8 protein-coding genes are annotated in these 11,572 nt (G+C 72.0%); 4 read left to right on the top strand and 4 right to left on the bottom strand.

Annotated elements, in window-relative coordinates; all coding sequences use genetic code 11:
* Positions 1-2 precede the first annotated feature (2 nt).
* Entirely contained in the window at positions 3-3,017 is a 3,015-nt protein-coding gene (locus Vau01_RS38915) for an AfsR/SARP family transcriptional regulator (protein ID WP_204004354.1), read from the bottom strand.
* 124 nt (positions 3,018-3,141) lie between these two features.
* Between Vau01_RS38915 and Vau01_RS38920 the strand changes: the two genes are divergently transcribed.
* The 4 genes from Vau01_RS38920 to Vau01_RS38935 all read left to right on the top strand — a co-directional run bounded on the left by Vau01_RS38920 (position 3,142) and on the right by Vau01_RS38935 (position 8,582).
* On the top strand, positions 3,142-4,956 hold the full coding sequence (locus Vau01_RS38920) for a serine/threonine-protein kinase (protein ID WP_204004356.1): 1,815 nt from the start codon (positions 3,142-3,144) through the stop codon (positions 4,954-4,956).
* Complete coding sequence (locus Vau01_RS38925) at positions 4,953-7,286, top strand: FHA domain-containing protein (protein WP_204004358.1); 2,334 nt, start codon at positions 4,953-4,955, stop codon at positions 7,284-7,286. Before Vau01_RS38920 ends, Vau01_RS38925 begins: the two co-directional genes overlap by 4 nt.
* 12 nt (positions 7,287-7,298) lie before the next feature.
* Positions 7,299-7,973: a hypothetical protein gene (locus tag Vau01_RS38930; protein WP_204004360.1), complete on the top strand. Its 675-nt coding sequence runs from the start codon at positions 7,299-7,301 to the stop codon at positions 7,971-7,973.
* A gap of 105 nt (positions 7,974-8,078) precedes the next feature.
* Entirely contained in the window at positions 8,079-8,582 is a 504-nt protein-coding gene (locus Vau01_RS38935) for a hypothetical protein (RefSeq protein WP_204004362.1), read from the top strand.
* Here the strand turns inward: Vau01_RS38935 and Vau01_RS38940 are convergent.
* From Vau01_RS38940 to Vau01_RS38950, 3 genes are all read right to left on the bottom strand, one after another.
* Positions 8,555-9,958: a sensor histidine kinase gene (locus Vau01_RS38940; RefSeq protein ID WP_204004366.1), complete on the bottom strand. Its 1,404-nt coding sequence runs from the start codon at positions 9,956-9,958 to the stop codon at positions 8,555-8,557. The two genes, Vau01_RS38935 and Vau01_RS38940, sit on opposite strands and share 28 nt — an antisense overlap.
* The gene (locus tag Vau01_RS38945) at positions 9,951-10,631 is read right to left on the bottom strand and encodes a response regulator transcription factor (RefSeq protein WP_204004369.1); all 681 of its coding nucleotides are present in this window, start codon (positions 10,629-10,631) and stop codon (positions 9,951-9,953) included. Before Vau01_RS38945 ends, Vau01_RS38940 begins: the two co-directional genes overlap by 8 nt.
* Before the next feature lie 194 nt (positions 10,632-10,825).
* Positions 10,826-11,572: an aminoglycoside phosphotransferase family protein gene (locus Vau01_RS38950; RefSeq protein WP_204004481.1), complete on the bottom strand. Its 747-nt coding sequence runs from the start codon at positions 11,570-11,572 to the stop codon at positions 10,826-10,828.

The following is an 11,572-nucleotide window of genomic DNA, read 5'->3' on the forward strand; positions in this document are numbered from 1 at the left end:
GCTCAGCGGTCGTCAGAGGGCATCGACCGTTCGGGGCCGTCGTCGGTCAGGAACGGCGGAACCCGCATCGACGCCTCGTCGAGGTTCAACGCGGCGAGGACCGACCGTCGTTCCGCGCGGTAGGTGGCGGCCGCGGCTTCGTCGCCGGCAGCGGCCGAGATCCGGTCGAGGCGGGCCAGCACCCGTACGATCTGGGGCTGCGAACCCGTGCCGCGCCAGACGTCCAGGGCCCGGCGCAACGGGATCAGCGCCTCGGCCCAGCGTCCCTCGGCCGCGGCCAGGTCGGCCAGGGCCCGCAACGTCTCGGCGAGGCCGTCGGGTCGCCCGAGCTTCTGGTGTGCCACGAGCGCCCGGTCGAGTCGGGCCGCGGCGTCGCTCCACCGACCTTGCCGGATGTCCACGTCGGCCATCGCCTGCTCGACGTACGCCGTGCCCAGGTCGTCGCGCACCTCTTGACTGGTCCGCAGCGCCGCGCCCAGTGCCCGCTCGGCGTCATCGAGCTTGCCGATGTCGGTGAGCGCCAGCCCGTAGTGGTAGCGGTGGAGCGCGGTCCGCAGCGACCTGCCCGGCGCACCGTCGAGGGCGACTGCCTCCTCCAGCAGCGGCACGGCCGTTGCGGCGTCACCCACCTCCCACAGAGCGAAGCCGAGGGTGTCGAGGCAGTCGCAGAGCAGCCCATCGGCGACCGCCGGGCCGCGGGCCTCCGTCACCGCCTGTTCCAGTCGGTCGAAAGCCTCACGCGCCCGCCCGGCGTGCAACGCGGCCAGGCCGGAGTTTCTGAGCGCGACCACGTGTCGCTCCGGGTCGCCGAGCCGGCCCGCCACGGCCAGGTGCTCAGCCGCGATCTCCGGCAGTTGGGCGTACCGGTCGCGGTGCAGGTGGGCCTTGAAGAGCCCGTCGAGCAAGCGGGCGAGGAGAGGGTCCGATCCGGACGCACGGACACACGAGATCGCTTGGTGGAGCACCTGTTCCCAGTCGTCGGCGTAGCACCGGTGCCAGAAGAAGGCCGACAGGCGCAGCGCGAGCGCGCCGGCGATGTCCGGTAGCTCCGACCGGGAGGCGTGGTCGACCGCGACGACCAGGCCGGCGCGTTCGGTTTCGAACCAGTCGAGCGGGCTGGCCCGCACCGCGTGCACCCCGCTGTCCGGTGGCGGCGCGACGCCCTCGTCACATTCGCCCGCGGGGTCTCCCAGCAGCATGTCGGCTTCACCGGCCAACGCGAGCCAGCCGGTGAGTGCCCGTTCCAGCGCCCGGGCCCACTCGACCGGTGTTTCGTCGCTCGCGTGGCGCTCCCGGGCATACTCGGCGACCAGCTCGTGCAACCGGTACCGACGCTGGCCCACGATGTCGAGACCGAGCGGTTCCACCAGATGGACGTCGGTGAGCTCGTCGACCAGCTTCCGGGTCTGCGCGGGCGTCACGTCGAGGAGCGCCTGTGCGACCCACTCCGGCCAGTCGGCCGTGGCGAACGAGCCCAGCCGCTGCAACAGCCGTCGCGCGTCAGCCGGCAGTGCGTCGCAGCTCAGCGCGATGCTGGCCCGAACATCGAGGTCGCCGACCGTCAACTCGTCCAACCGGCCCCGGTGCGCGGCCAGTCGCCGGCGGAACTCGTCCAGGGTGGCGTCCGGCCGTGGCGCGAGCCGGGCCGCCGCGATGCAGACGGCGAGCGGCAGCCCACCGCAGAGCCGCACGATCTCCCGCGCCGCCTCGGGCTCGGCGGCGACGCGTGCAGCGCCCGCGCCCTTGGCCAGCAACCGGACCGCTTCCTCGGTCGGCAGCGCCGGCACCTCGACGCGGACCGCGGTCAGCAGCGCCCCCAACTGCCGCCGCGAGGTCACCACCACGCCGCCCGCCCCGGGCAGCAGCGGCCGCACCTGCGGCTCGTCACCGGCGTCGTCGAGCACCACCAGCGTCCGGCCGTCCGCGAGATGGCTGCGGTACAACGTGACCCGCTCCTCCGGGTCTGTCGGCATCTGGCCGCTGTCGACGCCCAACGCGCGCAGAAACCGCTCGAGGATCCGGTACGGGTCCGCCGGTTGGTCGTGGCTGCCGCGCAGGTCGGCGTAGAGCTGCCCGTTCGAGAACACCGCGGTCAGCCCGTGACCCGCCGACACCGCCAGCGCGCTCTTACCCACTCCGCCCGGCCCGACCAGCAACACCACCGGTGCCGTGCCTTCCAGTTCCCGCACGACCCGGTCGAGCAGCTGACCGCGACCGGTCAGCGGCGCGGCGGGTGGAAGCTGGCGCGGCACCGGTCGCACGGCCGTCGCAATCGCGGTCCCCAACGGGTCGCCACGCAGGATCCGCCGCTGGGTGGTGCGCAGCGCCGGCCCCGGTTCCACGCCCAGGTCGTCGAAGAAACGCCGGTGCGCGCGGCGGTAGACGGTGAGCGCCTCGGCCCGGCGACCCACGCCGGCGAGGGCCAGCATCTGCCGGCTGTAGAGCCGCTCGGCGTACGGATTATCGGCGACCAGCGGCTCGACATCGCGCAGCGCCGCGTCGTAGTCACCGAGCGCCAGTGCGGCGTCCAGCTTGATCTCGGCGGCGGCGAGCCGCTCCTGGTGGAGGGTCGCGCGAACCTCCCCGGCGAGGGCGTCGGCGACGTCGGCCAACGCCGGCCCGCGCCACAGCGACAGTGCCTGGTCCAGCAGCGCCACCGCGACCGTGTGGTCGCCGGTCGCGGCCGCCGCACGCCCCCGCTCGGCGAGTCCGCGAAACGTCGCCAGGTCGAGCCGGTGCGGCCCCAGGCGTAGCGTGTATCCGGCCGGCCTGGTCTCGATCAGGGACGCGTCCGCGCCGCGGAACCGGCGCCGCAGGTTGCTGATCAGGTTGTGCAGTTGCGCCTTCGCGGAGTCCGGTGGCCGGTCCCAGAGCCGGGCGACCAGCAACTCGGTGGGGGTCAACCGCTCGGCGTTGACCAGGAGGGTGGCGAGCACCAGCCGCTCCCGCCCGCTGCCGCTCGGTAGGAGCCGTCCCCGATCGTGGACTTCGACCGGCCCCAGGATTCCGAATTCCACGGGTCATTGATACACGCCCCGGCCCGCTCACAACTCTCTAACAGCGGTTCGGTGCCGGCGCCGATGCGCCGCTACGGTGGGCGGACTTTGCCCGGCGCAAGAGAATGGTTGTGAACTGGTGTCGATGGACGGGGGCCCGGGCTTCGTCGGCCCGGCCGACGCGCTGGACCGGTACGAGCTCGTGGAACGGCGAGCGGCCGGCGGTGAGGGCGAGGTCTGGCTGGCCCGTGAACGTCACGGCGCCGAGTCGTTCTCCTATGCCGTGAAGGTGATCCGGATCGACGAGGACTCGGTCGCCGAGCGCCATCTCGACGAGCTGCGGCTCCAGGCCGCGCTCGCCACGCACCTGGAGCATCCGGCGCTGGTGAAGGTGAAGGAGGTCTTCCTCGGCCCGCCACCGCACCCCGCCGGTCAGGGAGCCGTCGGCACCGGGAAGCGGCTGTACTTCGTGATGAAGTGGATCGAAGGACGCAACCTTCAGGAAGCCCTCGAACGTGGCGAGCTCACGGGTCTCGACGTGTTGGCGCCGCTGGAGCCGATCGCCGAGGCGATCGACCACCTGCACAGCGGACGGGACACCAACGGCGCCCCGGTGATCCACCGCGACATCAAGCCCGCGAACGTCCTGCTCGCCGCCGACGGCCGGGTGTACCTGGTGGACTTCGGGCTGGTACGCCTGCGCAGCACCGACCGGACCTCGCGGATCTTCGGCACCGCACCGTTCATGGCGCCGGAGTCACTGGCCCGCGGCGAATACACCCCGGCGACCGACCGGTACACGCTGGGCGCCACCGTCTACTACGCGCTGACCGGCGAGGCGCCGGTGCCCGGCGACCTGGACGGGATGACGCAGCGACTGAGGGCGGCCCTCGGACAGGGCCGGGACCGGGAGGTGCGCGGCATCCTCGCGATGCTCGCGGTGCAACCCGACGCGCGTCCCGCCGGGGCCGCCGACTGGGTCCGGGCCCTGCGAGCGGCGCCGCTGCAGACGACGGCCGGCTTCGGGCCGTCGGGTCCGCCCACCACGGCAGCGCCTCCGTCCGGATACCCGGTGCCGCCCGGCTCCGGTGCGCCGCCACGACCGGTGAGCTATCCGATGCCGCCGGGCAGCCTCGGCGGACCGCCGACCGGCGCGCCGTCGGGCCCGGCCGGCTATCCGATGCCGCCCGGCGGTCTCGGCCCACCGCGGCTCGCCCCGACCGCCGGCGGCTACCTGGGCGCCCCACCCCCGCCGAAGAAGAACGGCGGCAAGGTGGCTCTCGTGATCGTCGGCGTGGTGCTGCTGGTCCTCACCGGCTGCTGCTTTTCCCTCTACAAGTTCGGGGCGGCCACGCAGGACGGCGGCGGCCTGTCCGGCAGCGGTCCCGGCGCCCGCCCCACCCGGTCGATCGACAAGAGCAAGCCGCCGCCGCCGGTGACGGAGCTGCGGGCGGCGCTGGTCTCGGTAGGTGACATCGCCGGGGTGATGCGCGCATCGCCCGACTCGATCAACTCGAGGTCCGACCAGGACTATCTTCAGGGTGGGCTGGCCAAGCTGACGATGTGTGCCGACGGCGCGGTGGCCGGGGACGCCATCGCCGGCGCCGAGACGAACAGCTTCAAGGTCCTGGGTGCCGAGGGCTACCCGTACGTGAGTTCGGCCGTCGCCGGCTTCTACGGCGACGAGGCGAAGGTCTTCTTCGCCTCGTTGCGCACCCAAGCGGGCCGATGCGGGTGGACGGAGATGCAGACTCCGAAGCTCGGCGACGAAGCGCTCGGGGTCTACTCCGACAGTGGGAACACCAAGCTGGCCATCGTGTTCGTCCGGAGCGGTCAGGCGGCCATCGAGGTCGTGGTGACGGGGCAGACCTTCATGGACCTTGTCCACGGCAGCTACCAGTCGGACGTGCTCCAACTCGCCACCGCGATGGCGCAGCGGCTCCCGAAGAGCGGTACATGACCGGCGCCGCACTGCTGATCGGAACGCAGGACGGGGAACGCAGGATCACGCCGGAGGAGGCGGTGCTGCGCATCGGTCGGGATCCGTTGTGCCGGATCGTCGTCGACGATCCCCGGGTGTCCCGCGAACACGTCGAGGTGGAGTACCTGCCCGATGGCTGGCGGCTGCGGGATCTGGGCAGCCGCAACGGTACCTACGCCGCGGGCGTGCGGGTGGACGAGCTCGACCTGGCGCGGCCGTGCCAGGTGCGACTCGGTGCTGCCGACGGGCCCTCGGTCACCCTTCGGCTGGAGCCGGTCGGGGCGGGCGCACTGCCGATGACGGTCGCCGCGGCGGCCGGACCGGCACGGCCCGGGTCGGCCGCCTCCGGGTCCCGGTTCGAGGCCGGCCGGATGCCCTCCGCGACCTACCGGGCCGCGCGGCGCACCCGGATCGGGCGCGCCCCGGACAACGACATCGTGCTCGACGACCTGCAGGTGTCTCGCTACCACGCGGAGCTACTGGACACCCCGGGCGGCCTGAAGCTCGTCGACCTGGGCACCCACAACGGCACGTTCGTCAACGGCCGCCGGCTCTCCGAAGCCGACCTGCGCCCGGGCGACCTGCTGTCGTTCGGGCGGCATCAGCTCGTGGTCGACGGCACGCAGCTACGGGAGTACGTCGACACCGGCCGGGTCTCGCTCGACGTGGACGGGCTGGGTGTCACCGTCTCGGGCGGCAAGCGGTTGCTCGACAATGTCAGTTTCGCGCTCGGTGAGTGCAGCCTGCTCGCCGTGGTCGGCCCGAGCGGTGCCGGCAAGTCGACCCTGTTGGGCGCGCTGACCGGGTACCGCCCGGCGAACGAGGGCGCTGTCAGCTACCAGGGCCGCGACCTGTACGCGGAATACGACGACCTGCGCCAGCGGATCGGCCTGGTGCCGCAGGACGACATCCTGCACTCGGCACTGACCGTACGCCGGGCCCTGCGGTACGCGGCCGCCCTGCGATTCGGGTCGGACGTGACGGCGGTGGAGCGGGAACGGCGCATCGAGGAGGTGATCGCCCAGCTCGGTCTGGCCGGCCAGGCCGACCAGCGGATCGACACCCTCTCCGGCGGCCAGCGCAAGCGCACGTCGGTGGCGTTGGAACTGCTCACCGAGCCCTCGCTGCTGTTCCTCGACGAACCGACCTCCGGGCTCGACCCGGCGCTCGACCGCGACGTGATGGTCAGTCTGCGGGACCTCGCCGACCGCGGCCGTACGGTCGTCGTGGTCACCCACAGCCCGCTGCACCTCAACGTCTGCGACCGGGTGCTGGTGCTCGGGCGGGGCGGCAGGGTCGCCTATTTCGGGCCGCCCGGTGACCTGCTGCGGTTCTTCGGCGCCGACGAATACGCCGACGTCTTCAAGCGGGTCTACGACGACCCCGACGACTGGGCCGCACGCCACGCGGCCACGGTGACGCCGCGACCGACCTCCGGCGAACAGGCCGTCTCTTCGGCACAGCCGACCGAGGCGCCGCCGCCCCGGCAGAGCCGGCTGCGACAGCTCGTGATCCTCACCCGGCGGATGGCCGCGGTGACCCTGGCCGACCGCATGTATGCGGTGCTGCTGCTCGGGCTGCCACTCGGCCTCGCCGCGCTGCTCCATGTGATCCCCGGCGACGACGGATTCGCCGAACCGGACAACCCGCTCGGGCGCAGCGCGGAGGCGTCGCAGCTACTCGTCGTCCTCGTCATCGGGGCGGTGTTCTTCGGGCTCGCCGGCGGCGTCCGGGAGTTGGTCCGGGAACGCCCCATCTACCGTCGGGAACGGGCCGTCGGGCTTGCGCCGGGTGCGTACCTCGGATCGAAACTTCTGGTGTTCGCCGTGGTGAACGGCGCACAGGCCGCGCTGTTCGTGGCGGTGGGACTGGCTGGGCGGACGCAGGCCGAGGACGCGCTGGCGCTGCCATGGCCGTTGCTGGAGTCGGTCGTGGTGGTCTGGGTGACCGCCCTGGTCGCGACCGTGACCGGCCTGTTGGTCAGCGCGTACGTCTCCACCGGCGAGCAGACGATGCCCATCCTGGTCGGGCTGGTGATGGCCCAACTGGTGCTCTGCGGCGGGCTGTTCGAGGTGGTCGGTCGCCAGGGTGTCGAGTACCTGTCCTGGCTGGCGCCGTCCCGGTGGGGATACGCGGCAGCGGCGGCCAGTGTCGACCTGCGCTCGCTGGCGCTCGATCCGAGCGCCGACGCGCTGTGGAACCACACCGCGGGAGCGTGGTGGTGGGCGATGGGTGTCCTCGCGCTGCAGGGAGTGGTGGTCACCGGCGCCACCAGATGGGCGCTGCGGCGCCACGAGCCGGGCCGCTGAGAGGAGTACACGATGGACGGTCAACTCGAACAGGCCCTGCGCGACGGGTGGGCCAGCGCGTGCCAGCTGTACCAGCATCTCCAGAACGGCGGTGACCTCACCGTCATGCCGCCCGGCGCGGTTCGGCTGGAGCCGGACGAGTTGCCGTACGCCGAAGCAGTGCTCGGCTATGCCCGCTACTACGGCATGTCGGTGACGTACGAGCGGAGCAGCATGTTCCTTCTGGGCTCGGCGACGTTCGTGGCCGCCGGGCTGGCCGCCAACGCGATCGCGAACTCGTCCGCGAAGTCGCGCGCGGCGGCGCAGGCCGCCACCCAGTGGCGCGATCACGCACACGTCCGGACGATCCTCACCAACAAACGCTTTCTGTGTGACTACGGCGGCCGGTGGTTGAGTTTCTGGCACGAGGGCATCGTCGAGTTCCAGGGCGACATGGCGCAGTTGCTGTTCGTGCTGCGCTATCAGGTCGGCGACCCGATGATGCTGCACGGCCCGGCCGCACCCTGGTTCGCGGTCAGTGTCGCGCACCTCGTTTACGGGCCAAGCGGTCTGCAACTTCCGGCCCTCGCCGCGCTGGCCCGCTCGGTTGCCGAGGCGAAGGCCGCCGTCCGCGACCGACGAATCATCAGCGGCGGGATCGTCCCCGGCAGCCGGTCCGACGGTCCCCCGGCGCTGCCACCGGCCTAGCAGCGTCTGCTTCGGAAGACCGGTGACGGTGCCGCGATCGGAACGGAATGGAACGCAATGGAACGCCTGTCTGGTGACCGTTGACCAGAGAAAGGTGGATCTCGTATGCGAAGAACACTTCTCGGCGCGCTCGTCGCGTTGCTGGCCGGCGTGACCGCCGGCATCGTGGTACTTCCGGGCACCTCCTACGCCGCGAGCGGCTTCACCACGACGGCGGGAAGCTTCCAGTCGTCGAACAACGTGTGGGAGGCGCCGCTGCCGAGCGACTGGCGGATCGGCGACTGCACGATGCTGGGCGGCTACACCCCGACCGGCTCACCGTTCGACATGCGGAGCAAGGCACGGATTTCGATTCCCGACGGCTCCGGCCAGACCTGGGTGTACATCTTCGAGGCGACGCGGACCGCCAACTCGCCCACCGACGTGTGGTGGACGACGCTGCGGTTCTACACCGCTTTCGGCACCCTGATCCTGACCACTCCCAACATCCCGGGAGCCCAGATGACCAGGACCAACCAGATATACCTCGCCGACGCGGGGGTACCGGTCGTCATCGACCCGCAGTTGTACCCGCTCATCTCCTACGTCACGTGGTCATCGTCCTGCTGAACGGGAAGCTGCACGGTGAGCGTCGCCGGACCGGTCACCCGAACCGTGCCGCCGAGGCGGGTCACGACGCCCCGCACGATGGCGAGGCCGAGCCCGGCGCCATGCTCGGCCGGGCCGTCGGGGCGGTCGCGGGCCGGATCGAGGCGCACGAAGCGACCGAAGACCCGCTCGCGATCCGCCTCGGGGATGCCCGGGCCGTCGTCGGTCACGGTCAGCACAGCGGTCCTGTCCGTCGTGGTCAGTTCCACGGCAACGTGACGCTGTGCGTGCCGTACGGCGTTGTCGAGCAGGTTGCGGACGACGCGGCTCAGGTCGAGCTCCGCGCCCCGGACGAACACCGGCCCGGTGTCGGGCAGGGTTATCCTCGCCGAGCCGGCGTGGGTGCGCTCGCCGACCTGTTCGGCGACGATGCCGGCGAGGTCGACCACCGGAAAGCGGTCGACGCGGCCGGCCGTCGGCGCGTCGGGGCCGAGGCGGGCGAGCAGCAACAGGTCGTCGGCGAGCTGCTGGAGCCGGCCGGTGTCGGCGAGGGCGGCGCGCACCACGGCGGGCCAGTCGCGGCGCTCCGGATGGGCCAGCGCGATCTCCAGGGAGCTGCGCAGCGTGGCCAGCGGCGTTCGCAGCTCGTGCGACGCGTCGGAGACGAACCGGCGCTGCTCGGCCAGCGCCTGCTGGAGCCGTTCGAGGGTGGCGTGCCGAAGCCCGCGTCCGGCCGCGAACCAGGCTACGGCGGTGACGAACAGCACCGCGACGGGCAGCGTCCACGCGGCAGTGCGGGTGACCGACGCGACGGCGGTGTCGGCCGCCTGCGGTGAACGCACCACGTACACGGTGAAGCGTTGCGCGGGTTGCGGCGGCTGGTCGGGAGCCGAGGCACCGGTGGGCACGAGGAACTCGCGGACGAGGTCGGCGGGCACGATCTCGGTGACACTCGTGGCCACCGACAGCGTGCGCGGGGTCATCGACAGGTCGGCGTAGTACGGGTCGGGGCCGGCGGTCCACGCGGGTAACCGGACGGGTTTCATGCGGACTTCGTAGTCCGCCTGGTCGCCGGGAGCGGCCGGCAGCGGCGCGCCGCCGAGCGGCCCGTTGCCGGAGAACATGCCGGTCCGGAACCAGACCCGGCCGTCCGCGCCGACGATGGCGTACGACGCGCCGGAGTCGAGCGAATGGGTCTGCCGGCTCACCCGCACCGCGAGCAGGTCGGCGTCCCGCTTCGCCGCCTCGACGGCGCTGCGCCCCAGGTCCCGCTCCACCGCGCCGCGGACGAGAAAGCCGCCGGCGGCGAACACGGCCAGGGTGGCAAGCGCCGCGCCGAGCGCCGCGCGGGTGCGCACGGAGAAGAGCCGGCGCCACAGACGGGACCCGTCACGCATCGGGCGCCATCCGATACCCGGCGCCGCGTACGGTCTCGATGCTGCGCCGCCCGGGCGAGCCGGTGACATCGAGCTTCCGTCGCAGCCCGCCGATGTAGACCTCGACGATGTTGACATCGCCGTCGTCGCCGCGCTCCCAGACCTCGTCCAGGATCTCGCTCTTCGCGACGACCCGGCCGGGTTGGCGGGCGAGACATTCGAGGACCGCGAACTCCTTGCTGGTCAACGGGATCTCGGTGCCGCGCAGGCGGCACCGCTTCGTCGTCACGTCGAGGTGCAGATCGCCGACCGTGACCGTCGAGGCCCGGGCGGCGCCGCCGCGGCGCAGCAGCGCGCGCAGCCGGGCGAGCAGGACCACGTACGAGAACGGCTTGGTGAGGTAGTCGTCGGCGCCGGTGTCGAGCGCCTCCGCCTCGTCGTACTCGCCGTCCTTCGCGGTGAGCATGAGGATCGGCACCGTGCTGCCGTCGCGGCGCAGGCGCGCGCAGACCTGGTAGCCGTTGAGCCGCGGCAGCAGCAGGTCGAGCACCATCGCGTCGTACGGAAATCGGCGTGCGAGCAGCAGCCCGGTCATCCCGTCGCCGGCCGTGTGAACGGTGTAGCCGTCGGCTTCCAGCCCGTCGCGGAGGTTCTCCGCAAGGCGTGCCTCGTCTTCCACCACGAGTATCCGCATGACGCAGAGCGTGCCAGAGCGACGGCGGCCAACCCTGAACGCGGTTTCAGGATTCGGTCAGCGGGTCGGGCAGATGTCGCGGGTCACCTGCCAGCGGTGCCGCCATCGAGGTGCCGCCGAGGGTGTTGGTGGCGAGGTCGCTCGTGTGCCAACTCACCGTCGCTTCACCCGCGGTTCCTTCGGGCGACGATTGGTCACATCCTGGCTCTCAACACGTCGAACTCGCAGCCCGGCGCGAACGGGTCGAAGCCGTGCTCGATCAGCCAGCGGGCCGCCCGCAGGCTCCGCAGTGACCACCACGCGTGGATCACCTCGATGTCGACGTCGGCGCCGTAGCCGGCGATGACGTCGCCGAGGTGCTCCTCGTGGCCGAGCGTCAGGCTGGCGAGATCGTTGAGGGCGTCGCCCTGAGACGCCTCGGACCAGTCGATCACCCCGGTGACCTCGTCACCGGTGACGAACACGTGGGCGATCTGCATGTCGCCGTGCGTGAACACCGGAGTCGACGGCCGTAGCGCGGCCTCGGCGACCTCGCGGTTGCGCTTGACCAGATCGGCGGGAAGGAGGCCGTTCGCGACCAGCAGTTCGCACTCGCGGTCGAGCATCTCGGCGTTCTCCTCGGGGCTGGGACTGTGCCACGGCGGCAGCGGCGCGTGGTGCAGCGTCCGTAGAGCGGCACCCGCCGCGGCCCACGCCGCCGGCGACGCGGGCGACGGCTTGCCCAGGACGCCGAGGGTCGTACCCGGGACGGCGGAGATCGCGAGGACGTTCGGCTGGCGCCACAGGACCTCCGGGGTCGGGATCGGCGCCAGCGCGATCGCCTCGACCTCGACGTCGATGCGCCGCTGATCGGAGTCGACCTTCAGGAACACATCGCCGACGCGCAACGTCGCGCGCTCGTCGTGGGCGACGACGACCTTGACCTCATCCACGTCGGGCAT

It is taken from the genome of Virgisporangium aurantiacum, assembly GCF_016863635.1.
GTDB lineage: Bacteria > Actinomycetota > Actinomycetes > Mycobacteriales > Micromonosporaceae > Virgisporangium > Virgisporangium aurantiacum.

Bases quoted from the DNA above. Each gene is read 5' to 3' on its own strand.
- Vau01_RS38920 (WP_204004356.1), top strand. From the start codon at position 3,142: ATGGACGGGGGCCCGGGCTTCGTCGGCCCGGCCGACGCGCTGGACCGG.
- Vau01_RS38925 (WP_204004358.1), top strand. From the start codon at position 4,953: ATGACCGGCGCCGCACTGCTGATCGGAACGCAGGACGGGGAACGCAGG.
- Vau01_RS38930 (WP_204004360.1), top strand. From the start codon at position 7,299: ATGGACGGTCAACTCGAACAGGCCCTGCGCGACGGGTGGGCCAGCGCG.
- Vau01_RS38935 (WP_204004362.1), top strand. From the start codon at position 8,079: ATGCGAAGAACACTTCTCGGCGCGCTCGTCGCGTTGCTGGCCGGCGTG.
- Vau01_RS38940 (WP_204004366.1), bottom strand. From the start codon at position 9,958: ATGCGTGACGGGTCCCGTCTGTGGCGCCGGCTCTTCTCCGTGCGCACC.
- Vau01_RS38945 (WP_204004369.1), bottom strand. From the start codon at position 10,631: ATGCGGATACTCGTGGTGGAAGACGAGGCACGCCTTGCGGAGAACCTC.
- Vau01_RS38950 (WP_204004481.1), bottom strand. From the start codon at position 11,572: ATGCCCGACGTGGATGAGGTCAAGGTCGTCGTCGCCCACGACGAGCGC.